Origin of the sequence: Mycobacterium sp. (assembly GCF_052144515.1) — a bacterium.
Classification (GTDB): Bacteria; Actinomycetota; Actinomycetes; order Mycobacteriales; family Mycobacteriaceae; genus Mycobacterium.
Map to the genome: position 1 here is coordinate 1 of NZ_JBKQQD010000527.1, position 25,224 is coordinate 25,224.

Consider the following 25,224-nt stretch of genomic DNA (forward strand, 5'->3'; position numbering starts at 1 on the left):
CCTGGTGCCGGCACTACCGCTCCAAGCCAACCCGAAGGCGACAGACACAAAATGAGCCAAACACCAGGTGATCCAGACCCAACCACCGCAACGCGGCAATGTCACCCTGACACTGAGACACAAAAGCACCCGCCGTGCGTGCGGGTGCTTTTGCGTCTGCTTGCGCCAATGACTCAGTCGGGCAGATTCTCCGGGTGCAGCATCTCGGCGTAACGCAACGGCTCGGGGATTCCGAAGCCGTCGACCAACGTCTCGGCGTACGGACGCAGCTTCCGGCACCGATCGTTGATACCCCGGGTGACCGCCTTGGCGCGCTCGGTGGACAAATAGGTGTGTTCGACGTACCAAGCCTTGTCTTCCTCGATCACCGAAAGGGCATACAGGTCGCACACGAGTTCCAGCAGCTCGCGGGCGTCGGGGTCTGGGCACGACTCGATCCCGGCGACGAAGGCCTCCAGCACCACCCGATCGATGTGCGCGGTCGCCGCGTGCAGCACGTGATCCTGCACCGCGTTGAACGCGTCGAACGCCGACATTTCTTTGGATTTGCCTTGTAACCGGCGCGCGACCGACGACAGCAGATAAGTTTCGCGCTCCTCGAACATGTTGACCTGGGTACCGCGGTTGAACAGGCTGCCCTCTTCTTCGCTGTCCTGCCGGGCATCCACAATCCGCTGCATAATCGCTTCGGCCGCAGTACGTTTCATCACTCGTTCACCGACGGTGTTGGCCGCAAAACGTACCCACTCGACCGGGCTCATGCTTTTGATGTCGTCGGCGTAGGCGGTCAGCAGCTCCTTGGCGACCAATTGGGTCAGCACATGGTTGTCGCCCTCGAAGGTGGTGAACACATCGGTGTCGGCCCGCAGTGCGATCAGCCGGTTCTCGGCCATGTAGCCCGCGCCGCCGCATGCCTCCCGGGCCTCCTGAATGGCCCGGCTGGAGTGCCAGGTGTTGGCCGCCTTCAACCCGGCGGCACGGGCTTCCAGCTCGCGCTGCTCATCGGCATCCATGACGTCCGACGTCTGCAGGTCGTGGCACTTGGACACCAGCTCGTTCTGTGCGAACTGCAGCGCGTAGGACCGTGCTATCAACGGAAACAGCCGCCGCTGGTGCACCAGGTAGTCCATGATTAGCACTTCGCCGCCGTCGTCGGGTGAGCTGAATTGCGTGCGCTGCAACGCATATCGGGTGGCGATGTCCAGTGCCACCTGGGTGGCGGCGCCGGCGCTGCCACCCACTGTGACCCGGCCGCGGATCAGCGTGCCGATCATGGTGAAGAACCGGCGGTTGGGGTTGTCGATTGGCGAGCTGTAGGTGCCGTCCGGTGCGACGTCGCCATACTTGTTCAGCAGGTTCTCCCGTGGGACGCGGACATGGTCGAACATGATGCGGCCGTTGTCGACGCCCGGTAATCCGCCCTTGTATTGGCAGTCCGACGTCGTCACACCGGGGAGATCGTTGCCCTCGGCGTCGCGGATCGGAACCAGCACGCAGTGCACGTCATGGTTCATCGGCTCGCCGTCTTCGGTGGTGATCAGCTGCGCGAAAACAGCTGCGATGCTTGCGGTCTCAGCCGCTCCGCCAATGTAGTCCTTGCGGGACGTTGGAGTGGGGGAGTGGATGACGAACTCTTGGGTCTCGGCGTCATAGGTCGCGGTCGTCTCCAGCGACTGAACGTCGCTGCCGTGTCCCGTCTCGGTCATCGCGAAACAACCGCGCAGCTCGAGGCTGATGATTTTCTGCACGTAGTCGAAGTGGCGTTCGGTGCCCAGGTTCTCGATGGCGCCCCCGAACAGTCCCCACTGCACGCCGGCCTTGACCATCAGGGAGAGGTCCGACATCGCCAGCATCTGGATCATCGTGATTGCCGCACCGACGTCCCCGGTGCCTCCGTGCTCCTTGCGGAACCCCTCGGCGGCGATGCCCGCGGCGGCGAGGAGCTTCATCTGCTCGAATACCTTGGCGCGGGCGATCACCGTGTTCGGGGTGTAGTGCGGGCGGAATTGTTCATGTTCGAACCTGGCTCGCGTCTGGTTCTTCGCGTCACGCCAACGCCCGTCCAACGCGTCGCGCAGATGCTCGGCAGTGCTTGTCATGTTTGGCGCCATAATCCGACCGTAACGCGCCGCTCGCGTCGCGGGAATAGACCCGCCAGCTGGCGGGCCCTCCCGTTTTTGCGTCTGCTCGCGCAAACTAGAGTGCGATGCCGCAATATCTCGCTGCCCTCATGATTGTGCTGCTGTTGGGTACGGTAGTAGGCAGAGTCCTGCTGCTGCGCAGAACCGGCACTCGGGCAATGCATTTCGGAAAGCTCGACAAAACGGACTTCCTGATACCGCCGGTGGCAGTGTTCTACTTCTATACGTTGTTCGCCACTGCCTTCGGCTGGCCCCTGGCCGTTACCGACAGGTTCTTCCGGTCCACCGCTGTCGCATGGGTCGGAGTGGGGCTTTGCCTGGGCGGGGTGTTGATTCTGGCGTTCAGCCTGGTGTCGTTCGGTGACAGCTTCCGGGTCGGCATCGACGCCGAAGGGCCGGGCCGTCTGGTGACGACGGGCATATTCGCGGTGAGCCGCAATCCGATCTATGTCGGCTTCTTCGCATTCCTGTTCGGTCAGTTCTTGGTGTTCCCAAGTTGGACCACCCTCACCGCCCTGGCCTTCGCGGCCGTGCTGTTTCATCGGCAAGTGTTGCGCGAGGAAGAATTCATGCGGCAGCGGTATGGCCAGGAATACACCGAGTACTGCAGCCGCGTGAGACGTTATGTGTAGCGGTGCCGTTCGCGTTTAGATGGCGTCATGTCTGAGTCAGCCACGAACCCGCAGCAGCCGCCTTATGACGTCGGGCACAGCCATCCCGATATCAGCGGGGGTTGGTTGCGCGCGGCCACCTTCGGTGCGATGGACGGCCTGGTCAGCAACACCGCCCTGATCGCCGGTGTGGCAGCCGCCGGCAGCGTGCACGCCGTCACGATCAGTGGCATCGCCGGCTTGCTGGCCGGGGCCTTCTCGATGGCCCTGGGCGAGTACACGTCGGTGACCACGGCCAACGAGCAGATCGATTCCGAGGTCTACGTGGAACGCAAATCGTTACGCACTCACCCGCAAGCCGAGCGGGCCGAACTGATTAGCATGCTCATTAGCATTGGCATGACCCAGAAAACCGCCGAGGCCGCTACCGACGAGATCCACCGCGACGAGAACCGCGCCATCAACGTCCATCTCGTACGGGAGATCGGAGTGAATCCCGACGAGAAGCCGTCGGCCCGGCTGGCGGCAACCGCGTCGTTCGCGATGTTCGCGGTCGGTGCGTTGATTCCGCTGCTCCCTTACCTTCTCGGGTATGGGTCACTGGCCGTAGGTCTGGCGTGCGGCGCGGTGGGCCTGCTGATCGCGGGTGGCCTGACCGCCCGGTTCACCCGCAAGCCGGCGTGGTGGGCGGCGTCGCGGCAGTTGCTGTTCGGCGCCGGTGCCGTCGCCGCCACATATCTGATCGGTCTGCTTGTCGCAGCGGTCTTGTGACGGTCGGGCCGCTAACGCACTCGTGATCGCAGGCGGAACAGGACGAAGCCGGCCCACATCGCGCCGAACGCCAAAAGCATGACCATGTCGAACACCCACCAGCCCGAATAGTGGGTCCACGTCAGTGCGTTGGTGGCCAGCGCGTCGACCCGGTGCAGATCAACGGTGGATCCCGATGCCGCGAAACCCCACTGAGCCGGGACGATCCAGGAAATCTGGTCGAAGCCCCACGTGCCCACCAGCGGAACCAGCCCCCCGGCGAACAGTAGCGATGCCAAGATCGCCGGCACGACCAGCGGCAGGACTTCCCGCAGCGAGTTGCCCAGCGAGGACAGCGCCAGTCCGACGATCGCCGAGACGATCGCCGTCGCGGCGACGGTCACATAGAGCTCGACGTCGGGGTTGTGCAGCACCACCGCACCGTGTGCGGGTCCGCCTTTGACGCCGATCACGATCGCGCTCAGGATCCCCGTCTGGATGGCGGCGACCACACTGAACACGATGAGCTTGGCGGATACGTAGGCCGACGTCGCCAGCCCGACCGACTGCTCGCGAAGGAAAACGCGACGCTGCCCGACCAGGTCGCCGATGGTTAAAGCGGTGCCCAGGATCACTGCGGCGATGTTCAACGCCGCCAGGATCTCGATGGCTTCATGCGGGTTGGCGCTCTTCAGTCCGGCCCGGTCCAGGCCGGAATGGCCGGGAATCAGCAGCGTCAGGCCCGCCAACGCGAACGGCAGGAGAACCAGGGAGAGGAAGTAGACGCGGTTGGCGAACAGCAGGCGGACCTGGCGACGGGCCACCACCCGGATCTGCTGCTTCACGGTGAGCCCCACGGGGGGCGGTGCGGGCTCAGCCACCGGTGGTGGGGCCGTCAGGGCCGCTGCCTGTGCGCCGTGCGGATCCGCGCTCACTTGTGCGACGACCTGCGACCAGTCGGCGGTGCCCAGCACGGACGCGATGTGACTTGGCGGCCCCGCGAAGGCCAGCCTGCCGGCAGGCGCGAGCAGCAGCACCTGGTCGCACATGTTCAGGTGCGTCAGCGAGGTCTGCGACGTCAGAGCCACCACGACGACGCATCCAAGGTCAGCCTGGCGCCGCAGCATCGTCAGCACGTGGTGTTCCTGTGTCGCATCCAGCCCGGCGCTCAGCTCTTCAACCACGAGCAGGGTCGGCCGGGTGATCAGTTCGATCGCCATCGACGCCAACCGGCGCATCTCGGGCGCCAAATTGCGTATCCGGGTTCGGCGCTGCGGCGTCAGCCCGAGCTCGTCGAGAACCTGGTCCACCACACGGTTGCGGTGGTCGGGCGAGGTGTCCGGCGGCAGCCGCAGCCGGGCTGCGTATCCCACCGCTCGTTCCACGGTGAGGTTCGGGTGCGCGCGGTCGTCGCGCGACAGTATTCCGATGCGCGTGCGCATCAACTCGCGCTCGGCGCGCACATCGTGCTCATCCACCGTGACTGTGCCGGAGGAGGGCTCTTGTGTGCCCGCGAGCAGCCCGAGCAAGGCGGAATTAAGCTCCGCCGACGGTCCGATGACCGCGGTCAATGTGCCCGGGCGCGCTGTGAACGACACGCTGGTGAGCACCTGCTGGCCATCGGCGGTCAGCCCCAGCCAATGTGCGGCCACACCGGCTGTGCGCGCGCCGGGTTGCTCACCGGGTTTCAAAGGCAACCGACTCGTTGTGTTCGCTTCTGTGGACCGGGGCGCAGGACGAATGGCGCGCAGCTTCGTGGTGCTCATCCGCTCGATCAGTCCCCGGCTTTCCGACCGCTCCCGCGCGGGTCCAGGAATCGGGGCCGTCGGCGGCGCCGACGCGACTGGCGGCAAAGGCCGCTCGACTTTGGGAGGTTGAGGGGGAGGTTGGGGCGTCGGCAGTCGCATTCGCCGAGTAGTCTGCTGTGTCGGGGCGTGCTGGTTGGGTCTGTCGGGCCGGTGCGGCGCAGGCGGGCCGACGGCGGGACCAACACCTAGGACCAATCGCGGCCCCCGCTGCGGATCGCCGATTGTGATCGCCTGACCATCGCGGATGTCGATCGTCGACATCCGGGCGCCGTCGACGAAGATGCCGTCGGGGCTCCTATCGATGGCCACCCAATGGCTACCGCTGAATCGCAGCACCAGAACCGGGCGCGCGGTCTGCGATATAGCGGCGCGGTTGCCCGGGCGATCCAGCGGAATGTCGCACTGGCTGCCGTACCCCACAATCACGTCGCGGCCAGGGTGAAAGACGTACCTCATCGGTCCGACCCACACGGTCAAGGGGGAGGGTGAGAAGGCGCCTGTCATCAGTAGGCCCCGGTCCGCATGGCCGCCACCTCTCCCGCCAGTCCCTCCAGTCCCTGCGGCTTTCCGCGTCAGACCGAGCGATCAGCCCAACTGGCCCCCTCGTCGCTTACGTGTCTACCCGCTGCACGTGGTCTCTGCACCAGAAAGTGTGCTGATCAGAGTGTGTTGCGGCCGAATCCGGCGGAGGCATTGTCGAGAAGACGGCGCAATACCTCGACCGCATCCGCCAAGACCTGGCGGTCGACCGGCTCGAGCCGGGCCAGTTGCGGCTCGATAGCGGCTGCGCGGTCGGCCCGCACCGCGGACAGTGTGCGCACCCCTTGCGGCGTGATGCGGATTCGGACCGCCCGCGCATCCCCGGGGTCGATGGTTCGGGTCACCAGGCCGGCCTCTTCGAGCCGTCGCACCTGCGTGGTCATCGTCGGTTGCGAACAGTGATCGACCGAAGCGAGGTCGCCGATCCGGGCTTCTCCCTGGGCTTCGATAGTCGCCAGCAGCCTGGCCTGAGCTGACGGCAACGGCATCTGGATGCGCTGGGTGGCCAGCCTGTTGAGCCGCGCGACCACCGCGAGCAGATCCGCTCCCAGGCCCTGGCCGGGCTCGATGTTTGCGGTGTCGCCGACGCTGGCATCCTGGCTGGCGGGGTGAGTGGCGGCGGACGAATTCATCCGTCCATCGTTGCATAGCTTTGCTAAGCGAGGCCAATAGGACACCTTTAGTTAGAAAACCGATGCCCCACGTTGCGCTGCAACGACTTAGTGCCGCGGCCTGGCAGAATCGTTAAGGTGGCCGTCCCCTCCGCTCTTCCTGCGCACCGTCGGAGTGGACCCCTGCAACCAAGCGAATTGGCACAGGCCGCGGTGCTGGCGGCACTGTGCGCGGCAACCGCAATCGTCTCCGTCGTCGTCCCCTTCGCAGCGGGTCTGGCGCTGCTGGGTACCGTGCCCATGGGATTGCTGGCCTTCCGCTACCGCCTCCGCGTGCTCATCGCCGCGACGGTTGCTGCCGGGATGATTGCCTTCCTAATCGCCGGGCTCGGCGGTCTCATGGCGGTCGGCAACAGCGCCTATATCGGCGGGCTGACCGGAGTCGTCAAACGCACACGCCGTGGCATGCCGACGGTGATTGTCACGGCCCTGGTCGCCGGCTTCGTTTCCGGCGTCGGCAATGTCGCCGCGTTGGCCGTGCTAAGCCAGCTGCGGTACCTAATTTTCAAAGCAATGAGCGCAAACGCGGACGGGATTGCGTCCGCCCTGACCTGGATTCACATGCAGGCGGCCGCCGCCCTTCTAAAGCGCTATTTTGCCGTCGGGCTGCACTACTGGCCGTGGGTAGTGCTTGCGTCTTCCGTCGTCCAGGTTCTCGTCGTTTCGTTGATCGGTTGGTGGGCACTGTCGCGGGTGCTGGAGCGGATGCGCGGCATTCCCGACGTGCACAAGCTGGACGCGCCCGGACCGAGCAGGGCCGGCAACGAGGAGGATATGCCGGTCGTACCCGTTCCGGTGCGGCTGGACAAGGTGCGCTTCCGGTACCCGCGCGCCAGCCAAGACGCGCTGCGCGAGCTCAGCCTGGATCTACGCGTCGGCGAACACCTCGCGGTCACCGGCTCCAACGGTTCCGGCAAGACGACGCTGATGCTGATCCTGGCCGGCCGGGAACCGACGTCGGGCACCGTGGAGCGCCCCGGTGCGGTGGGTCTGGGCAAGCTGGGCGGCACGGCGGTTGTCCTGCAGCACCCGGAAAGCCAGGTCCTGGGCACCCGGGTCGCCGACGATGTGGTGTGGGGGTTGCCGCCAGGGACGAATGTCGATGTCGGCCGGTTACTCCAGGAGGTCGGCCTCGAGGATCTCGCCGAGCGCGACACCGGAAGCCTGTCCGGCGGTGAGCTGCAGCGCCTGGCGCTGGCCGCGGCGTTGGCCCGGGAGCCGGCGCTGCTCATCGCCGACGAGGTCACCACCATGGTTGACCAGCAGGGCCGCGATGCCCTCCTGAGCGTGCTGTCCGTTCTGACGAAACGACACCGGACTGCCTTAGTGCACATCACCCACTACAACAACGAGGCCGCGTCCGCGGACCGCACCATCAACCTCAGCGACTCACCGGACAACACCGACATGGTCGAGACCACGCAGCCACCCCTACCGACCGTCGCGACGGAGTACCGCGGGCAGGCGCCGGCGCTCGAGCTCATCGGCGTCGGGCACGAATACGGCAGCGGCACCCCTTGGGCCAAGACTGCGCTGCGCGACGTCAGCTTCGTGGTGGAGCAGGGAGACGGGGTACTGATCCACGGCGGTAACGGCTCGGGTAAGTCGACGCTGGCGTGGATCATGGCCGGGCTGACGGTTCCCACGAGCGGCGTCTGCCTGGTGGATGGCCGGCCCACCTATGAACGGGTTGGCGCGGTGGCATTGTCTTTCCAGGCCGCCCGGCTGCAGTTGATGCGCAGCAGGGTCGACCTGGAAGTTGCCTCTGCGGCGGGCTTTTCGCCTCGCGATGAAGACCGCGTGGCCGCGGCGCTGAGCGTCGTCGGGCTCGATCCCGCACTGGCCAAGCGGCGTATCGACCAGCTCAGCGGGGGCCAGATGCGCCGTGTGGTGCTGGCCGGGCTGCTCGCGTGTTCGCCTCGGGCGCTGATCCTCGATGAGCCGCTGGCGGGGTTGGACGCCGCCAGCCAGCGCGGCCTGCTGCGGCTGCTGGAGGACCTGCGCCGAGAGCGGGGTCTGACGGTGGTGGTGATTTCGCATGACTTCGCGGGGCTGGAGGACCTCTGCCCGCGAACCCTGCATCTGCGCAATGGCGTGCTGGAATCCGTCTCGACCGCGGCGGAGGGTGTGCCGTGACCAACACTTCAATCACCGAACAACGCGGGACCCGGCGTACCTCGCGTCCGGTTGTGTTGCTGATCCCGGTACCCGGCACCTCGACCATCCACGATTTGTGGGCCGGCACCAAACTACTGGTTGTCTTTGGTGTTTCGGTGCTGCTCACGTTCTATCCGGGCTGGGTGACCATTGGGCTGGTGGCGGCGTTGGTGCTGGCGGCGGCCCGGATCGCGCGCATTCCGCGAGGCGCCCTGCCGTCGGTACCGCACTGGCTGTGGATCGTCCTCGCCCTGGGCGGTTCCACCGCGGCGCTGGCCGGTGGTAGTCCGATGCTCTCGGTGGGCGGACTCGAGATCGGACTCGGCGGAACGTTGCACTTCCTGCGGATCACCGCGCTGTCGATCGTGCTCCTCGGGCTCGGGGCAATGGTGTCCTGGACCACCAACGTCGCCGAAATCGGGCCTGCGCTGGCGTCTTTGGGTCGCCCGCTACGGCTATTGCGGATCCCGGTCGACGAATGGGCGGTGGCTCTGGCGCTCGCGCTGCGCGCCTTCCCGATGTTGATCGACGAATTCCAGGTCCTATACGCGGCCCGCAGGCTGCGGCCCAAACGCATCCCGCGCGGCCGCAAAGCTCGGCGCCGGCGGCACGCCTTGGAGCTGATCGACCTGCTCACCGCTGCCATCACCGTGACGCTGCGGCGCGCCGACGAAATGGGCGACGCGATCACCGCCCGTGGCGGCACCGGTCAGCTGTCTGCCAATCCGGCGCGGCCGAAAATGGCGGACTGGATGACACTTGGGATCACTCTCGCAGCCAGTGGCACCGCGATAGCGCTCGAGACCATTTTCAACGGCCTTTCCCTTATGTAGTCCCTCCGGTAGGTCGCGTACCGTGAGCGGGTGGCCGACACTCACCGGACCCGGACCATCGCGGCTCGCGCGCAAGAAATCTGGGATGTCCTCGCCGACTTCGGCTCACTCAGTTCGTGGGCTCCCAACGCCGACCACTCGTGCATCCTGTTTTCCGGTCCTGACGGTGGACCCGTCGGCACCGCCCGGCGAGTCCAGGTCAAACGCGACGCCGTCATCGAGCGCATCACGGAGTTCGACCCGCCGCGTGCGCTCGCCTATGACATCGAGGGCCTGCCCAGCCGCCTGCGCCGGGTGACCAACCGCTGGACACTGGCTGCGAGCGCGGGCTCCACCGTCGTAACCCTGACCAGCACGGTCGACATCGGGCTCCGCCCAACGCAAAAGCTGGCCGAACGAGTCGTGTGCCGCTTTCTCGCGCGACAGTCCGACTCGATGCTCGCCGGGCTGGCGAACCGATTGGAGAATGCCCGTGTCTGATCGCCCGGGCCTCCGCCCCGATGTCATCGTCATTATGACCGACGAGGAACGTGCGGTGCCGCCTTACGAGGCTGCCGACGTGCTCGTGTGGCGGGACCGAATGCTGGCTGGCCGCAAATGGTTCGACGATCACGGTGTCAGTTTCGGTCGGCATTACACCGGCTCGCTGGCCTGCGTGCCCAGCCGTCCGACCATCTTCACCGGGCACTACCCGGACCTGCACGGGGTCACCCAGACCGACGGTATCGGCAAGACGGCCGACGACTCCCGGATGCGCTGGCTCCGCCCGGGCGAGGTGCCGACATTGGGCAACTGGTTCCGTGCGGCCGGATATGACACCCATTACGACGGCAAGTGGCACATCTCGCACGCGGATCTCATCGACCCGGTGACCGGACGCCCACTGGCGACCAACGACGACACCGGTGTCATCGATCCCGCCGCGGTGCAACGCTATCTGGACGCAGACCCATTGGGGCCGTTCGGTTTTTCGGGATGGGTTGGCCCGGAGCCGCACGGGGCGCTGCTGGCTAACGCCGGCATTCGGCGCGACCCGCTGATTGCCGACCGTGTCGTCGCCTGGCTGAAGGACCGCTACGCTCGTCGCCGCGCCGGCGACCCGCAGGCGATGCGTCCGTTCCTGCTGGTCGCCAGCTTCGTGAATCCCCATGACATCGTGCTGTTTCCGACATGGGCGCTTCGCAGTCCGGTACGGCCGTCACCACTGGACCCACCGCCGGTGCCCGCGGCACCCACCGCCGACGAGGATTTGTCGACCAAGCCGGCGGCACAGATCGCCTTCCGCGAGGCGTACTACTCGGGTTACGGCCCCGCGCCCGCGATCAACCGGACCTATCACCGCAACGCTCAGCGCTACCGCGACCTTTACTACCGGCTGCACGCGGAAGTGGACGGCCCGATCGACCGTGTCCGGCGGGCGGTTACCGAGGGTGGGTCGCAGGACGCGGTGCTAGTGCGCACGGCCGATCACGGCGATCTGCTCGGCGCCCACGGCGGGCTGCACCAGAAGTGGTTCAACCTGTACGACGAAGCCACGCGTGTGCCGTTCGTGATCGCGCGCATCGGTGCGCAGGCCACGGCACCTCGAGTGGTTACGGCGCCGACGTCGCACGTCGACCTGGTCCCGACGCTGCTGGGGGCAGCCGGCGTCGATGTCGAGTCGGCGGCGGCCGCGCTGGCCGAGTCGTTCTCCGAGGTGCACGAACTGCCGGGCCGCGACCTCATGCCGGTGGTGGGCGGGGCGCAAGCCGACGACGCGCGGGCCGTCTACATCATGACCCGCGACAACATGCTCGAAGGAGATAGCGGCGCCTCGGGTCTGGCGCGCCGCCTCAAGCGGACGGTGAATCCGCCTGCGCCGCTGCGTATCCGGATCCCCGCCCACGTCGGGTCGAACTTCGAGGGGCTGGTGGTGCGCGTCGATGATGTTGCCGGGGGAGATGGGCACCTGTGGAAGCTGGTCCGTACCTTCGACGATCCGGGCACGTGGACCGAGCCGGGCGTGCGTCACTTGGCGGCCAACGGGCTGGGCGGCGAGGCCTACCGGACGTCGCCCCTCGATGACCAATGGGAGCTCTACGACCTGACCGCCGATCCGACCGAAGCCGCCAACCGTTGGACTGATCCGGATCTACACGATCTGCGTGCGCACCTGCGGATGCAGCTGAAGCAGGTTCGGGCCAGTTCCGTGCCAGAGCGAAACCAGCCGTGGCCCTATGCATCTCGCCGGCCGTCGGGCGCGTCGAGGTCTGTTGCTCGTCGGAAGTTCCTGCGTTTTTAAGCCCGCAGCGTCCCATCTGTCACATGCGTCTCGGCCGGGAAGGGATGTCCCTTTTGCCGCCTTCGAGCGACAACTCAGGGCCCGCGTTGGTTGTCGCTCGGAGGCGGGCAAAAAGAGTGTGTCCGCCGATCTAGAGACTCGTGTGGTCAATGTGACTTATGGCCGCATTCGATCGATGAGGTTCGACAGCACGACAATGCTTTCGCTGCGCTCGATGTGAGCGCTTGAGCGGATGCGCTCGAGGGCCGCCTCCAGGTGCCGCATGTCGCGGGCAAGTACATGCAGGATCGCGTCGGAGGTGCCCGTCACCGTCGCCGCGCTGACGACTTCGGGCATGTCGACCCACGCCGCGCGCAGCTGATCGGGCGCAATCGTGCCGTGACAGAACACCTGCACGTAGGCCTCGGTGTTCCAGCCCAGCGCGTTGCGGTCGACGACGGTGGTAAAGCCTTTGATCACGCCGGCCTCAAGCATCCGGTCGACGCGGCGCTTGACCGCCGGCGCCGACAGATTCACCTTCTGACCGATCTCGGCGAAGGTTGCGCGCGCATGCTCGGCCAATTCGGCGAGGATGCGCTCGTCGCTGGTATCCAACCGGTACATCGACCCTCCTTGTCCGTCGGCGCAATAAATCGCTGTATATACGAATCTAGCGCAACTGATCCACCATGGACACGCAATAATCGTCGTTTGATTGTGCTGCAGCGCCAAAATACCGTTGATTCATGACGGATTACTATGTCGCCGCCGCCCCTGCCGGCGCGGAAGCATGGCAAGACGCCGAAGTGTTCAAGCGCAGCCGCACGCCGCGCCGGTACGCAATGACGCCGCCGACTTTCTTCGCCGTCGAGTACGCGATCAACCCCTGGATGGACGTCAGCGAGCCGATAGATCTCACTGTCGCGCAAGCACAATGGGAACGCCTGCGCCAGACCTACGTTGAGTTGGGCCACACCGTAGATCTCGTCGAGCCCGTGCCCGGGCTGCCCGACATGGTCTACGCGGCCAATGGCGGCTTCATCGCCAACGACATCGCTGTCGTCGCTCGGTTCCGGTTCGCTGAGCGGGCCGGTGAGTCGAAGGCCTACGCCGAGTGGATGGCATCGCGCGGGTATCGGCCGGCGACGACCCGGCATGTCAACGAGGGGCAGGGCGATCTTCTGCTGGTCGGCCAGATGGTGCTGGCGGGTTACGGCTTTCGCACCGACCAGCGCGCGCACAGCGAGATCTCGTCAATGCTGGGAATGCCGGTGGTCTCACTTGAGCTGGTGGATCCGCGCTTCTACCACCTCGACACCGCCCTGGCCGTTCTCGATGACCACACGATCGCGTATTACCCACCGGCATTTAGCACCGCTGCGCAGCGACAACTGCACGCGCTGTTCCCCGACGCTATCGTGGTGGGGAGCGCCGACGCCTATGTGCTCGGACTGAATGTCGTCTCCGACGGTCTGCACGTTGTGTTACCTGCCACCGCAACGGGTTTCGCCAGGCAACTAGGAGATGCGGGCTTCGAGCCGGTCGGCGTCGATTTGTCCGAGCTGCTCAAGGCCGGCGGATCCGTCAAATGTTGCACATTGGAGGTGTTTGCATGACCATTCTCGGGGCTCGGCCGGTCCTCGAATTCGAAGCAGCCAACACGGAATCCGAAGCCGCCATCGACTTGGTGGAAAGGCATGCAGCGCACAATTATTCGCCGCTTCCGGTGGTCGCGGCGAGTGCTGAGGGCGCGTGGATCACCGATGTCGACGGGCGACGCTACCTGGATTTCCTGGCTGCCTATTCGGCGGTCAACTTCGGCCACCGCAACCCCGAGATCACCGCAACCGCCCACGCCCAACTCGACAGCGTGACCCTGGTCAGTCGTGCGTTCCATTCCGACCGGCTCGGGCCCTTCTGCTCCGCGCTCGCGCATTTGTGCGGAAAAGACATGGTGCTGCCCATGAACTCGGGCGCCGAAGCCGTCGAGAGCGGCCTCAAAGTCGCCCGCAAGTGGGGCGCCGATGTCAAAGGCGTCCCCGAGGGCCACGCGAACATCATCGTGGCTGACAACAACTTCCACGGCCGCACGATCAGCATCGTCAGCTTCTCGTCGGACCCGGTGGCGCGCGGCGGATTCGGGCCGTTCACACCGGGATTCCGCTCGGTGCCGTTCGGAGACACCGAGGCGCTGGCTGCCGCGATCGATGACCACACCGTTGCCGTGCTGCTAGAACCGATCCAGGGCGAGGCGGGCATCATCGTTCCGCCCGACGACTACCTACCGGCCGTCCGTGCGCTGTGCAGCCAGCGCAACGTGCTGATGATCGCCGACGAGATCCAGTCGGGGCTGGCTCGCACCGGCTACACCTTCGCATGCGACCACTGGCGCGTGGTACCCGACATCTACCTACTCGGTAAGGCGCTCGGCGGCGGCGTAGTTCCGCTGTCCGCGGTGGTTGCCGACCGCGACATCCTCGGGGTGCTGCATCCCGGCGAGCACGGCTCGACGTTCGGGGGCAACCCGCTGGCAGCGGCGATCGGCACCAGCGTGGTTTCCATGCTGGAGCGGGGAGATTTCCAGGTTCGCTCGAGTGAGTTGGGTGCGCATCTGCACCGTCGGCTGCGCGGGCTGATCGGACAGGGCGTGTCGGAGGTACGCGGCCTGGGACTGTGGGCCGGCGTCGATATCGAACCGACATTGGCCATCGGGCCACAAACAGGGAAGGAGATGAGCCTGCGGTTGGCCGAGCGGGGCGTTCTGGTGAAGGACACCCACGATTCGACGCTGCGGTTCGCGCCGCCGCTGGTGATAACCGCCGAGGAGATTGACTGGGCGGTCTCCCAGTTCGCCGCCGCATTGAGGGAGGCCTGATAATCGGCTGATCCGACAACAGGGAGGTCAGATGGGAGCTCCTTCGGTCAGCCTTACAGAGCAGATGCTGCGGCGCCGACCCGTGATCGACGCTCCGGTCGCCTCTGGGACCGCAGAGCACCTCACGCGTAGTCTCGGCACATTTCAGCTGACCATGTTCGGGGTCGGCTCGACTGTCGGTACCGGCATCTTCTTCGTGCTGTCCCAGGCCGTACCGGAGGCTGGTCCCAGCGTCATCGTCTCGTTCATCATCGCCGGTATCGCGGCTGGGCTCTCTGCCATCTGCTACGCCGAATTGGCTTCCGCCGTGCCGGTTTCGGGTTCGTCATACTCATACGCATACGCCACGTTGGGTGAGGCCGTCGCAATGGGCGTGGCGGCCTGCCTGCTGCTGGAATACGGGGTGTCAACCGCCGCGGTCGCGGTCGGCTGGAGCGGATACGTCAACAAGCTGCTGAATAATCTGTTCGGATCCCAAATGCCGCATGCGTTGTCGGCGGCGCCGTGGGACGTCGAGCCAGGCTATGTGAACCTGCCTGCGGTCATCCTGATCGGATTGTGCGCGGTGCTGCTGATCCGCGGCACCCGAGAGTCGGCCATCGCCAACGCGATCATGGTGCTCATCAAACTCGGTGTGCTTGCCATGTTCGTGGTGATCGCGCTCACTGCCTACGACGCCGGCCACCTCAAAGACTTCGCCCCGTTCGGCGTCGCCGGCATCGGTTCGGCGGCGGGCACGATCTTCTTCTCATTCATTGGCCTTGACGCGGTATCGACCGCGGGCGAGGAGGTGACGAATCCGCAGAAGACCATGCCTCGCGCGCTGATCGCGGCGTTGCTGATCGTCACCGGCGTCTACGTTCTCGTCGCGTTCGCCGCGCTTGGCACCCAGCCCTGGCAGAACTTCGGTGAGCAGCAAGAGGCCGGGCTGGCCACGATCCTCGACAACGTCACGCACAGCATGTGGGCCAGCACAATTTTGGCCGTGGGCGCGGTGATCTCGATCTTCAGCGTCACGCTGGTGACCCTTTACGGCCAGACTCGCATCCTGTATGCGATGGCTCGCGACGGGTTGCTGCCGTCGCGGTTCGCGATGGTGAACCTGCGCACGATGACCCCGGTGACCAACACGGTGATCGTCGCGATCACCACGTCGCTGCTGGCCGCCGTCATACCCCTCCAGAATCTGGCGGACATGGTGTCCATCGGGACGCTCACTGCGTTCATCGTCGTTTCTATCGGGGTGATCATTCTGAGAGTGCGCCAACCCGACCTGCCGCGCGCGTTCAAGGTGCCCGGTTACCCTGTCACTCCCGTGCTTTCGGTGCTGGCGTGCGGGTACATCCTCGTCAGCTTGCACTGGTACACCTGGATCGCGTTCAGCGGGTGGGTGTTGGTGGCGCTGATCTTCTACCTGGTGTGGGGCCGCCACCGCAGCGCGCTCAACAACGCCGACTAACGGCGTGCCGCCGCGTTGGCCGCCGCCTGAGCCTTCCGTAGAGTGGTTGCGACGTCGCCGCGGCCGAGGAACATCTCGTTGAAATAGCTTTGCAGGGCGTCATTTCCGGCGGCGAAGCCGGCGCCGCCCGGGGCCGGAATACGCGGGCCGTCCAGCACGGAGAAGAAGGGCGTGACATCGACGCCTTTGGCGGCCCAGTAGCTGTAGTAGACCGGTTGCGCTGAGAGCACCGCGGGGATGGCCGCACCGTCGCGGCCCAGGTAGCCGTTGCCCTCGCCGCTGCCCATCCAGGCCAACACCTGGCGCACCGCGTCCGGATGTTTGGACGCCGAATTACCCGCGGCGGCAATGCCGTTGGTGACGCTGACCCGGCCTTTGGGACCGGCAGGCAGCATCGCCACGCCCCAGTGGAATTGGGCATAGCGAGCCACCGGTTCCAGGTTGTATGTGCCGGACTGGAAGAGGGCCATCCGGCCGGCCAGAAACTGGTTGCGGGAGAAGTCGCCGTTGTCGTTGGTGTCTGACGCCGGTGGCGCGACGTGCTCGTAGTTGATCAGGCCGACCAGATAGCGAAAGGCTTCGATCGCTGGGGGATTATCGAACGCGAACTCGTCGCCGCGCTGAAAGACTCCGCCGGCTGACCCTATGTAATTGAGATAGATCGCCTGAGCGTCATCGGCCGCATTGTAACCCCATTGACGGACTCGCGCGGCGTCGAAAACCGATGTGCTTGCGGCATTTCCATCGGCATCTACGGTGAGCCGCGCCAGCAATGGACGCAAGTTGTCGTCGCCGTTGGGGTTCCATCGCAGGGTGTTCAGCTGCGCGGGATCAACACCGGCGGCTGCGAGCAGGTCGGCGTTATAGAACACGGCGATGCCGGCGTCGGTCAGCTGCGGCACGCCCCACAGCGCACCGCCGCGGGTGAACTGGTCAACCACGGCCGGCTCCCAGGCCGAGGCTGCAGCCGGCCCGAGGGTTTTGCCGATGTTCATCAGACGGCCGCTGTCGGCGTAGGCGGCGAGATAGGCGTTGGACAGCCAGAAGATGTCGTCGGCGCTGCCACCGGCGACGTCGGTGCGCAGGGTGTTGAAGTATGTCGAGTAGGCGACCATACGGGTGCGCACCTCGATATTGGGATGCGAGCGGTTGAATGCCTTGAACGACTGCCGATATGCCTCGGCAATCGGCTCGGCCCAGATCCGCACCGTCAACACGATCTTGTCGCCATATGGTTGGCCGGACCAGTCCATGAGCACCGCCGTCGCGCCCAACAGTGCTGCGAGCAGCGCAAGCGCCGCGGTGACCAGCGTCGAATAGCGCGGCCGGCTCATTTGAGCCCCGAGACGACGATCGAAGCGACGATGTGCCGCTGGGATGCCACGAAAAGCACGATCAGCGGGACGATCGCTATCGTCGTCGCCGCCATCACCAGCGTCCACTGGGAGTTGAAGCGCGACTGCAGGTCTGCGGTCGCCACCGTGAGGACCCGCCACCTGTGGCCGCTGGTGATGACCAACGGCCACATGAAGTTGTTCCACTGCGAGACCACCGTGATCAGCGTCAAGGCGGCCAGCACCGGCCGGCTCGACGGGATCACCACGTGCACGATCACGTCCAGGGTGTTGGCGCCGTCGAGGTGCGCGGCGTTGATCAAGTCGTTCGGGATGAGGCGAAAGTGCTCGCGCAGCAGGAATATCGCGTACGGAGAACCGAACATAAACGGCAGCACCAATGCCCAGAATGTGTTGCGCAGGCCCAGTTGCGCCATCATCAGATACAACGGCACCACCGTGACCGTTCCCGGCACCATCAGTGTCGCGATATACACCCAGAACAGCGCGTCGCGTCCGGGAAAATGCAACCGCGCGAATGCGTACGCGGCCAGAACCGAAAAGGTCAACTGGCCCACCAGAATCACCGCCGTCATCAACGCGGTCACCGCTGCCGCGCGGCCGAACCCGGCCCCGGCAAGGTCGCCGTAGTTGGCCAGCGTGGGCGGTCGCGGCAGCTGCAGCGGCGTACCCATGACGAACTGGTGCTTCGACGTGAACGAGGTGAGCAAGCCAAGTGCGAACGGCACCAAGGTGATCAGCGCACCGAGCAGCAAGCCGGCATAGACAACGGCATTGGGTGCATTGGTGAGGTGGCGACTAGGTGAGGTCATAGCTGATCCGCCGTCGAAAGTACAAATGCTGTACGAAGGTGACGCCGACGAGGATGACGAATAGCACCACCGCCATGACCGACGCCCGCCCGATCGCCGCCGCACCGAACGCCTCGGCATAGATGCGATGTGCCACCAGGTCGGTACGGCCTCTCGGACCCCCGTCCGTCAGCGCGTAGACGGTGTCGAAAACCTGTGCTGTGCTGACGATTCCGGTGACCAGCACGAAGAACATCGTCGGCCGCAGCATAGGCAGGGTGATGCGCCAGAACCGCTGCCAGGCATTGGCGCCGTCGGTGCGCGCGGCCGCGTGGATGTCGTCGGGGATGGCCAGCAGGCCCGCCAGGAAAGACAAGGCGACATAGCCGACGTTGGCCCAGACGACGACGGCCGAAACGACCGGCAGCGCCAGGGTGGGATCGGAAAGCCACTCGATGCGGTGCCCCAGCAAGGCGCTGATCGCACCATCGGTGGGAGCCAGGATCCAGCGCCACAACACCGCGATCGCCAGCGGCGCGCAGATCCACGGCAACACATACAGCGTGCGAAACACGCCGGTGCCCGGGAGCCGGCGAGCCAGCATCGACGCGGCCAACAGCCCCAGCACCGTCTGCGCCGGAACCACGATCGCCACGAAGATGGTCGTGACCACCAGTGAGTTGACGAAGTCGGCGTCGGCCAACACCGACCGCCAGTTCGCCAGGCCGACATAGCGCAGCGGTCCCAGCAGGTCCCACCGATACAGGCTCAGCCAAATCACGACCAGAATCGGCAACAGCAGAAAGGCGAGGACACCGAACAGGCTGGGCGCCAGCAGGGCGTAGGCCAGCGCGCTGGATCGACGTTGTATCCGCTGTATGGCGCCGGCCATGGAGGTAATTAAAGCGGGTGGCCCTGGGGTATGCCGCAATATGTGGTGCGCTGGTCGTTACGGTGGAGCCGTGACACCGAACCGGGGGATCGATGCCGACTTCCTGGACCTGCCGCGCCACGAGCTGGCCGAGGCCGCGTTGTCGGCGGCGACCACGGCCGGGGCCAGCCACGCCGACCTGCGGGTTCACCGGATCAGCACCGAGATCATCCAGCTGCGCGACGGTGAGCTGGAGACGGCGGTGATCAACCGCCAGATCGGCCTGGCGGTGCGGGTGATCGTCGACGGCACCTGGGGATTCGCCTCGCACGCCGAGTTGGCGCCATCCGTCGCCGCCGAGACGGCGCGCCGCGCGGTGCATGTGGCCACCACGTTGGCTGCGCTGAACGCCGAGCGAGTCGAATTGGCGGCCGAGCCGGTGTACGCCGACGCCACCTGGGTGTCGAACTACAGGATCGACCCGTTCGACATCTCCGGGGCCGACAAGACCGCCGTGCTACAGGAATACTCCGGGAGGTTGCTGGCCTCTAAAGACGGTGGGGTCGGCGTCGACCACGTGTCGGCCGGGCTGACGGCCGTCAAGGAGCAGGTGTTCTACGCCGACACGTTCGGATCGTCGATCACCCAGCAGCGGGTGCGGGTGCTGCCATCTCTGGAAGCGGTGACCGTCGACTCCGCGGCGGGAAGTTTCGATTCGATGCGGACGTTGGCGCCGCCGATGGCCCGCGGCTGGGAAGTGCTGGTCGGCGACGACGTGTGGAACTGGACCGACGAACTCGCCCAGCTGCCGTCGCTGCTGGCCGAAAAGGTCAAGGCGCCCAGCGTGACGCCCGGGCTCAAGGACCTGGTGATCGACCCGACCAACCTGTGGCTGACCATTCACGAATCCATCGGCCACGCAACCGAATACGACCGCGCGATCGGCTACGAGGCAGCCTATGCCGGAACCTCGTTCGCCACGCCCGACAAGCTCGGCACCATGCGCTACGGCTCGCCGGTGATGAACGTGACCGCCGACCGCACCGTCGAATTCGGCTTGGCCAGCATCGGTTACGACGACGAGGGAGTGGCCGCACAAAGCTGGGATCTGGTCCGCGACGGCGTGTTCGTGGGTTATCAGCTGGATCGGGTGTTCGCGCTGAGACTCCGACAAGGGCTCTCACAGCCGCGCTCCAACGGGTGCTCGTATGCGGACTCGCCGCATCACGTGCCGATCCAGCGGATGGCCAACGTGTCGCTGCAACCCAGCCCCGACGAGATCAGCACCGCGGACTTGATCGGCCGCGTCGAGGACGGCATCTACATCGTCGGCGACAAGTCGTGGTCGATCGACATGCAGCGCTACAACTTTCAGTTCACCGGCCAGCGGTTCTTCCGCATCCGCGACGGCGCACTGGATGGTCAGCTGCGCGATGTCGCGTATCAGGCGACCACCACCGATTTCTGGAATTCAATGGAAGCCGTGGGCGGTCCGTCGACCTGGCGGCTGGGCGGCGCGTTCAACTGCGGCAAGGCCCAGCCCGGACAGATTGCCGCGGTCAGCCACGGCTGCCCATCGGCGTTGTTCCGCGGCGTCAACGTACTGAACACCCGTGCCGAGGGCGGCCGATGATCACCGCGCAGCACGTCGTCAACATCGTTTTGGATGAGGCGGCGAAAGCCGGCCGCGCCGACGAGACCATGGTGCTGGTCACCGACCGGGTCGCGGCGACCTTGCGTTGGGCAGGCAATTCGATGACCACCAACGGGGTTTCGGTCAGCCGCAGCACGACCGTGATTTCGATTGTGCGCCAGGGTGAGAGCGCTTTCATCGGGACGATGGTATCCGCGGAAGTCGACCCGCGCGTGATACCGGGGCTGGTGGCGGCCTCGCAGGATGCGGCCCGCTCGGCGCCGGAGGCCGGCGACGCGGCGCCACTGCTCGCCGATGCCGGAGTGCCCGCAGACTGGGACGCGCCCGTGCCCGGCACGGGTGCCGAGGTATTCGCCGACGTCGCCTCCTCGTTGAGCCGGGGGTTTCGCGGTTCTGACCGGTTGTACGGCTTTGCGCACCACAGTGTTTCGACAACCTTCCTGGCGTCGTCGACCGGGCTGCGGCGGCGCTACACCCAGCCCGCCGGTGCGGTTGCAATCAACGCAAAACGCGGGGAGGCCAGCGCCTGGGCAGGTATCGGTACGCCTGATTTCGTCTACGTGCCAACCGATCTGCTGCTCGCGCAGCTCGCGACCAGACTGGGCTGGGCGCAGCGCAGCGTCGAGTTGCCCGCCGGGCGGTACGAGACGATCATGCCGCCGTCGACGGTGGCCGACATGATGCTTTACATGGCGTGGGCGATGGCCGGCCGGGGCGCGCAGGAAGGCCGGACCGCATTCTCCGCGCCCGGCGGCGGGACCCGGGTGGGGGAGCGGCTCACCGAATTGCCCCTGACACTGTTCTCCGACCCGATGGCGCCGGGCCTGGCGTGTACACCGTTCGTCGCGACGAGCCACTCCTCAGAGACGGCGTCGGTGTTCGACAACGGGATGGAGGTCGGCCAGATCGACTGGATCCGCGACGGGGTGATCAACGCGCTGGCTTATCCGCGGGCCACTGCGGCCAAATTCGACGCCAAGGTTGCGGTGGCCGCCGACAACCTGGTGATGACGGGCGGATCGGCCGATCTGGCCGACATGATCGCCGCGACCGAGCGCGGGCTGCTGCTGACCACGCTGTGGTACATCCGGGAGGTCGACCCGACCACCCTGCTGCTCACCGGGCTGACCCGCGACGGTGTGTACCTCATCGAGGACGGCGAGGTGACCGCGGCGGTCAACAACTTCCGCTTCAACGAGAGCCCGCTGGACCTGCTGCGGCGGGCCACCCAGGCCGGTGTCAGTGAGAAGACGCTGCCGCGCGAATGGGGCGATTGGGCCACCCGGGCGGCGATGCCGTCGCTGCGGATACCCGATTTCCACATGTCGTCGGTGAGCCAGGCGCAATAATGCTCTGGTGCTAGATCAGCTAGTGGCGCTGTCGCCCGGCGACGGTCGTATCACCGGGTTGGTCCGGAGTGTGTGCGCGCGGACTTTGTCTTTACCGGCGTTGCCCGCCGAGGTAGCGGTCGATGGGCCGCAATCGGAGGCCGAGGCTGTCATCGCCGAATTCGCCGAGCAGTTCAGCATCGACGTCTCGATGATCACCGGCGAGCAGCGTTCCCGGTTGTGGAAGTCTCTGGGGGACAGCACCTTTGGTGTGGTCGTTTCCATGTACATCGCCGACTTCGTGCCCCGGGTGCGAGCCGGGCTGGAAGCGTTGGGTGTCGGTTCGGAGTATCTCGGATGGGTGCGCGGCGCGATCGAGTGGGATCACTCCTCGGACCCGTCGGACGTGGTGTTCAACGACTTTCTGCCGGCGGTGGCCCGGATGCGCGCGCTCGATCCGGTCACATCCGAGCTGGTCCGGCTGCGCGGAGCCGCTCAGCACAACTGCCGACTGTGCAAGTCGCTGCGTGAGAGCACCGCACTCGACGGCGGGGGTTCGGAGACGCTCTACGGCGACATCGAGCACTTTCAGAGCTCGACGTTGTTCGACGACCGCGCAAAAGCAGCGCTGCGGTATGCGGATGGGTTAATTTGGACCCCTGCGCACCTCGTCGTCGACGATGCCGCCGAGGTGCGCTCGGGGTTCTCTGACGACGAAGCCGTCGAACTCACCTTTGACATCATGCGTAACGCCAGCAACAAAATGGCGGTGTCGCTGGGTGCCGACGCCCCACGGGTTGAGCACGGCACCGAACGCTACCTGCTCAATTCCGACGGTCAGACCGTCTTCAGCTGAAAACATCAGCGCCCGCGAACTGACTACGCTTTAGTCGTGTCGCTACGACGGTTCAGCCCCTATCGTGGCCGGCGTCTGCGGTGGGACGAGGCCCTCTTTGAACGCATCGCCATGAGCCGTGCCGGCTCCTATCTGGGAAAGCGGTTGGCCCCGCGCGTCGACAAGGTGTTGATACCTCGGACGGACGGCCATCTGAGCACCATGGGGAGGGACAAGGTCGGGCTCGTCACGACCACCGGCGCCAAATCGGGCCGGCCTCGCCCGCAGCCGCTGGCCTTGATCGACGACGGTGACGGGCTGCTCGCGATCGGGTCGAATTACGGCCGCGAGGAGCATCCGGGGTGGAGCGCCAACCTCCTGGCGCACCCCGACTGCACCGTCGAGCTAAACGGCCCGCCAGCGCCATACCGGGCAGAACTGCTGGCCGGCGACGAGCGCGCCGCCGCCTGGGCGACGGCCAACGACGTCTACGCCGGATACGAGAACTACCGCTTGAACTGCGCCCCGCGGCAGATCCGGATTTTTCGACTTCGGCCATTGACCGGCGACCACGGCATCGCCGGGCGTGGGAGCTGACGCTAATGTCTAACCCGTTAAGCGCCAGGGGCGGTAGCTCAGTTGGTTAGAGCCGCGGACTCATAATCCGTTTCTATTGGCGTTTGTGATAGCTGGCTAGAGCTTGGTGCGATGCGATACATTGCGTTGAGCTGCGAAGATACGGCTTGAAACGTTTGCAGGCGCTTGGCCAATGCGGAGCTACTGCGGTACTCACTGCGGTATCTAACGATAGTTTGAATGATCGTTGCGGCTTGCTATCACTCGGTGTTGTCCAGCCTGCCGCTTTCGTCGTTCGCGGTAGTGGATTGGTGGGGGCGACTCAACACCCGCCCGCTGGGCAGGTCCCCCAGGTACTGGACGATGGTGACGTCACCGGTATCGGCGAGTCCGAATCGAAGCATCGTTTCCGACACCTCGACCACCCGTGCCACTAGAAAACCTGCGGTCTTCCCGACGATTAGACTTCGGTCGCCGAGTGAGATTTCTAGGTCCCGGATAAGGCATACGTCCAGGACATCGCCAATCTCGACGTGCAGTGGGGATGTCTCGCGATGTATCCCGAACTCATCGGTCCAAGTCGCTGTGGCAGGTTGACCTGAAAGTAGTTTGGCGGCATCGGTAATCGAGTGTCCTTGGTCGTGCGTCAAGTCGCCAGGCATGCGCAGCCGCACGTCGACGTGGTCCTGGAGCTTAACCAGAGCTTGGGCGATGGCTGCCCAAAACACTGTTGCCAGGTTGCGCTCGCCTGTCAGGTCGCCAGTAGCAAAGTACCTGCGTGGTCCGAATGGCAAACTCATGCCCATCCGATTCGGGGCATGCATTTCTGCCACGAACGCCAGGCTGCCAGCGACCTCGGTCGGCAAGCGGCCATCGGTAACGGTGCTGATCTGGAAATTCGTTGTCATGTCGGAAGGATCGCCGCCGGTGAGGGTCTCCATCGTCACCACTCCTACGCCATCTGACCAGACGGTGCGCACTCCTCGTTGCCCCTGCGTGCGTTCGGTCGCGTCGACCAGTAGCTCGGTTGTCAAGTCACCGTCCGGCGTCAGAATCGTCAACCTCAGTTGTGAGTCTCCTTCGCCAACTACCGTGCCGGTGTCATTGATGGGCAAGATGTTGACGCTTGAGACGCTCGTGTTAGGTCCTCCAAAACCGCCCGGCAACTCAATGGTTCCTTGTACCGTCCCCGGCGGCATCTCCAGGGGGGTTCCGTAGTCAATGAACCGCTGTACTTGTTCGGCCAGCTCAGGCTCATCGCGTGGCACGTGCAATTCAAGCTTGATCTCGGGTAGTGGACGCTCCACCAGTGCCGCGCGGTTCCGGGCGTAAATCTTCGTCCATACCCAGACCGAATTGGATTGTTGCGCAAGTACCGCTACCAGCCCAGGTTCACTTGGGTCATCGCTGTTTGGCGGGCGGTCTGAGGTCGCGAATTCGTAGCGATAGAACGGGTCTGCGTCGTTGACGGCCTGATGGATTGCCCCTATGTCGCCTACTACGTGTCCCGCTGCGAGCGACTGTCCCGTCTCACGGCGAATCCGCCCTGCCACAACTGCGGTGAGGGCTTCCATCGCACCGTCTAGGAGACTCCTGAATAATCCCGCGTGGCGGTTGGCTGGTTGATCGTGGGTTTTTGGGATGATTGTGGGGTGCAGGGTCGCTCTGATGATCAGCGGGAAATCCTTGATGCGGAGTCGGTGACGGGG

At 65.4% G+C, this 25,224-nt stretch carries 20 protein-coding genes, 1 tRNA gene and 1 pseudogene; 15 read left to right on the forward strand and 7 right to left on the reverse strand.

All coding sequences use genetic code 11. The features are described from left to right. Positions 1-173 precede the first annotated feature (173 nt). The gene (locus ACLP9N_RS35960; protein ID WP_442411875.1) at positions 174-2,111 is read right to left on the reverse strand and encodes an acyl-CoA dehydrogenase family protein; all 1,938 of its coding nucleotides are present in this window, start codon (positions 2,109-2,111) and stop codon (positions 174-176) included. A 119-nt stretch (positions 2,112-2,230) separates the two neighbouring features. Here ACLP9N_RS35960 and ACLP9N_RS35965 point away from each other — a divergent pair, with 119 nt between their 5' ends. Beyond that, complete coding sequence (locus ACLP9N_RS35965; protein WP_442411876.1) at positions 2,231-2,773, forward strand: methyltransferase family protein; 543 nt, start codon at positions 2,231-2,233, stop codon at positions 2,771-2,773. A 27-nt stretch (positions 2,774-2,800) separates the two neighbouring features. After that, positions 2,801-3,523 (forward strand): VIT1/CCC1 transporter family protein, encoded by a 723-nt coding sequence (locus tag ACLP9N_RS35970; protein ID WP_442411877.1) that lies wholly within the window; start codon positions 2,801-2,803, stop codon positions 3,521-3,523. An 11-nt stretch (positions 3,524-3,534) separates the two neighbouring features. Here ACLP9N_RS35970 and ACLP9N_RS35975 read toward each other — a convergent pair whose 3' ends face one another. Next, the gene (locus ACLP9N_RS35975; protein WP_442411878.1) at positions 3,535-5,766 is read right to left on the reverse strand and encodes an ATP-binding cassette domain-containing protein; all 2,232 of its coding nucleotides are present in this window, start codon (positions 5,764-5,766) and stop codon (positions 3,535-3,537) included. Between the two features lie 203 nt (positions 5,767-5,969). Next, positions 5,970-6,482, reverse strand: a complete 513-nt coding sequence (locus ACLP9N_RS35980) for a MarR family winged helix-turn-helix transcriptional regulator (RefSeq protein WP_442411879.1) — start codon at positions 6,480-6,482, stop codon at positions 5,970-5,972. 930 nt (positions 6,483-7,412) lie between these two features. Between ACLP9N_RS35980 and ACLP9N_RS35985 the strand changes: the two are divergent. From ACLP9N_RS35985 to ACLP9N_RS36005, 5 genes and pseudogenes are all read left to right on the forward strand, one after another. Beyond that, a pseudogene (locus ACLP9N_RS35985) lies at positions 7,413-7,709 on the forward strand (ATP-binding cassette domain-containing protein); the annotation flags it as partial. A gap of 18 nt (positions 7,710-7,727) precedes the next feature. Further along, positions 7,728-8,657, forward strand: a complete 930-nt coding sequence (locus ACLP9N_RS35990; RefSeq protein WP_442411892.1) for an ATP-binding cassette domain-containing protein — start codon at positions 7,728-7,730, stop codon at positions 8,655-8,657. Next, on the forward strand, positions 8,654-9,511 hold the full coding sequence (locus ACLP9N_RS35995) for a CbiQ family ECF transporter T component (protein ID WP_442411880.1): 858 nt from the start codon (positions 8,654-8,656) through the stop codon (positions 9,509-9,511). Before ACLP9N_RS35990 ends, ACLP9N_RS35995 begins: the two co-directional genes overlap by 4 nt. A 30-nt stretch (positions 9,512-9,541) precedes the next feature. Continuing rightward, positions 9,542-9,991, forward strand: a complete 450-nt coding sequence (locus tag ACLP9N_RS36000; RefSeq protein ID WP_442411881.1) for an SRPBCC family protein — start codon at positions 9,542-9,544, stop codon at positions 9,989-9,991. A 34-nt stretch (positions 9,992-10,025) separates the two neighbouring features. Continuing rightward, the gene (locus ACLP9N_RS36005) at positions 10,026-11,792 is read left to right on the forward strand and encodes a sulfatase-like hydrolase/transferase (protein ID WP_442411893.1); all 1,767 of its coding nucleotides are present in this window, start codon (positions 10,026-10,028) and stop codon (positions 11,790-11,792) included. A 156-nt stretch (positions 11,793-11,948) separates the two neighbouring features. On the opposite strand, the gene ACLP9N_RS36010 is transcribed toward ACLP9N_RS36005, so the two are convergent. Next, positions 11,949-12,395, reverse strand: coding sequence for an Lrp/AsnC family transcriptional regulator (locus tag ACLP9N_RS36010; RefSeq protein WP_442411882.1), 447 nt, complete (start codon positions 12,393-12,395; stop codon positions 11,949-11,951). A gap of 122 nt (positions 12,396-12,517) precedes the next feature. On the opposite strand from ACLP9N_RS36010, the gene ddaH reads away from it, so the two are divergent. From ddaH to ACLP9N_RS36025, 3 genes are read left to right on the forward strand one after another with little or no spacing between them, the layout of a single operon-like run. Continuing rightward, on the forward strand, positions 12,518-13,387 hold the full coding sequence (gene ddaH / locus ACLP9N_RS36015) for a dimethylargininase (RefSeq protein WP_442411883.1): 870 nt from the start codon (positions 12,518-12,520) through the stop codon (positions 13,385-13,387). Further along, positions 13,384-14,646 carry an ornithine--oxo-acid transaminase gene (rocD, locus tag ACLP9N_RS36020; RefSeq protein ID WP_442411884.1) on the forward strand — a complete coding sequence of 421 codons (1,263 nt, stop codon included), beginning with the start codon at positions 13,384-13,386 and terminating at the stop codon, positions 14,644-14,646. Before ddaH ends, rocD begins: the two co-directional genes overlap by 4 nt. Positions 14,647-14,677: 31 nt before the next feature. Then, positions 14,678-16,105, forward strand: a complete 1,428-nt coding sequence (locus ACLP9N_RS36025) for an APC family permease (RefSeq protein WP_442411885.1) — start codon at positions 14,678-14,680, stop codon at positions 16,103-16,105. Here ACLP9N_RS36025 and ACLP9N_RS36030 read toward each other — a convergent pair. From ACLP9N_RS36030 to ACLP9N_RS36040, 3 genes are read right to left on the reverse strand one after another with little or no spacing between them, the layout of a single operon-like run. Beyond that, positions 16,102-17,439, reverse strand: a complete 1,338-nt coding sequence (locus ACLP9N_RS36030; RefSeq protein WP_442411886.1) for an ABC transporter substrate-binding protein — start codon at positions 17,437-17,439, stop codon at positions 16,102-16,104. The genes ACLP9N_RS36025 and ACLP9N_RS36030 overlap by 4 nt on opposite strands. Further along, on the reverse strand, positions 17,436-18,272 hold the full coding sequence (locus ACLP9N_RS36035) for a carbohydrate ABC transporter permease (RefSeq protein WP_442411887.1): 837 nt from the start codon (positions 18,270-18,272) through the stop codon (positions 17,436-17,438). Before ACLP9N_RS36035 ends, ACLP9N_RS36030 begins: the two co-directional genes overlap by 4 nt. Beyond that, positions 18,259-19,143: a carbohydrate ABC transporter permease gene (locus ACLP9N_RS36040; protein ID WP_442411888.1), complete on the reverse strand. Its 885-nt coding sequence runs from the start codon at positions 19,141-19,143 to the stop codon at positions 18,259-18,261. Before ACLP9N_RS36040 ends, ACLP9N_RS36035 begins: the two co-directional genes overlap by 14 nt. 70 nt (positions 19,144-19,213) lie before the next feature. Between ACLP9N_RS36040 and ACLP9N_RS36045 the strand changes: the two genes are divergently transcribed. From ACLP9N_RS36045 to ACLP9N_RS36065, 5 genes are all read left to right on the forward strand, one after another. Beyond that, positions 19,214-20,755: a TldD/PmbA family protein gene (locus ACLP9N_RS36045; RefSeq protein WP_442411889.1), complete on the forward strand. Its 1,542-nt coding sequence runs from the start codon at positions 19,214-19,216 to the stop codon at positions 20,753-20,755. Further along, positions 20,752-22,125: a metallopeptidase TldD-related protein gene (locus ACLP9N_RS36050; protein ID WP_442411890.1), complete on the forward strand. Its 1,374-nt coding sequence runs from the start codon at positions 20,752-20,754 to the stop codon at positions 22,123-22,125. The genes ACLP9N_RS36045 and ACLP9N_RS36050 overlap by 4 nt, the downstream gene beginning before the upstream one ends. Before the next feature lie 4 nt (positions 22,126-22,129). Next, complete coding sequence (locus tag ACLP9N_RS36055; protein WP_442411894.1) at positions 22,130-22,960, forward strand: carboxymuconolactone decarboxylase family protein; 831 nt, start codon at positions 22,130-22,132, stop codon at positions 22,958-22,960. Between the two features lie 36 nt (positions 22,961-22,996). Further along, positions 22,997-23,536 carry a nitroreductase family deazaflavin-dependent oxidoreductase gene (locus ACLP9N_RS36060; RefSeq protein WP_442411891.1) on the forward strand — a complete coding sequence of 180 codons (540 nt, stop codon included), beginning with the start codon at positions 22,997-22,999 and terminating at the stop codon, positions 23,534-23,536. Between the two features lie 27 nt (positions 23,537-23,563). Next, positions 23,564-23,853 (forward strand) — tRNA-Ile (locus ACLP9N_RS36065). The last annotated feature ends 1,371 nt before the right edge of the window (positions 23,854-25,224 follow it).

Excerpts from the sequence above, each read along its gene's own strand:
- ACLP9N_RS35960 (WP_442411875.1), bottom strand. The coding sequence starts at position 2,111 with ATGGCGCCAAACATGACAAGCACTGCCGAGCATCTGCGCGACGCGTTG.
- ACLP9N_RS35965 (WP_442411876.1), top strand. The coding sequence starts at position 2,231 with ATGATTGTGCTGCTGTTGGGTACGGTAGTAGGCAGAGTCCTGCTGCTG.
- ACLP9N_RS35970 (WP_442411877.1), top strand. The coding sequence starts at position 2,801 with ATGTCTGAGTCAGCCACGAACCCGCAGCAGCCGCCTTATGACGTCGGG.
- ACLP9N_RS35975 (WP_442411878.1), bottom strand. The coding sequence starts at position 5,766 with ATGAGGTACGTCTTTCACCCTGGCCGCGACGTGATTGTGGGGTACGGC.
- ACLP9N_RS35980 (WP_442411879.1), bottom strand. The coding sequence starts at position 6,482 with ATGAATTCGTCCGCCGCCACTCACCCCGCCAGCCAGGATGCCAGCGTC.
- ACLP9N_RS36005 (WP_442411893.1), top strand. The coding sequence starts at position 10,026 with ATGACCGACGAGGAACGTGCGGTGCCGCCTTACGAGGCTGCCGACGTG.
- ACLP9N_RS36010 (WP_442411882.1), bottom strand. The coding sequence starts at position 12,395 with ATGTACCGGTTGGATACCAGCGACGAGCGCATCCTCGCCGAATTGGCC.
- ddaH (WP_442411883.1), top strand. The coding sequence starts at position 12,518 with ATGACGGATTACTATGTCGCCGCCGCCCCTGCCGGCGCGGAAGCATGG.
- rocD (WP_442411884.1), top strand. The coding sequence starts at position 13,384 with ATGACCATTCTCGGGGCTCGGCCGGTCCTCGAATTCGAAGCAGCCAAC.
- ACLP9N_RS36025 (WP_442411885.1), top strand. The coding sequence starts at position 14,678 with ATGGGAGCTCCTTCGGTCAGCCTTACAGAGCAGATGCTGCGGCGCCGA.
- ACLP9N_RS36030 (WP_442411886.1), bottom strand. The coding sequence starts at position 17,439 with ATGAGCCGGCCGCGCTATTCGACGCTGGTCACCGCGGCGCTTGCGCTG.
- ACLP9N_RS36035 (WP_442411887.1), bottom strand. The coding sequence starts at position 18,272 with ATGACCTCACCTAGTCGCCACCTCACCAATGCACCCAATGCCGTTGTC.
- ACLP9N_RS36040 (WP_442411888.1), bottom strand. The coding sequence starts at position 19,143 with ATGGCCGGCGCCATACAGCGGATACAACGTCGATCCAGCGCGCTGGCC.
- ACLP9N_RS36050 (WP_442411890.1), top strand. The coding sequence starts at position 20,752 with ATGATCACCGCGCAGCACGTCGTCAACATCGTTTTGGATGAGGCGGCG.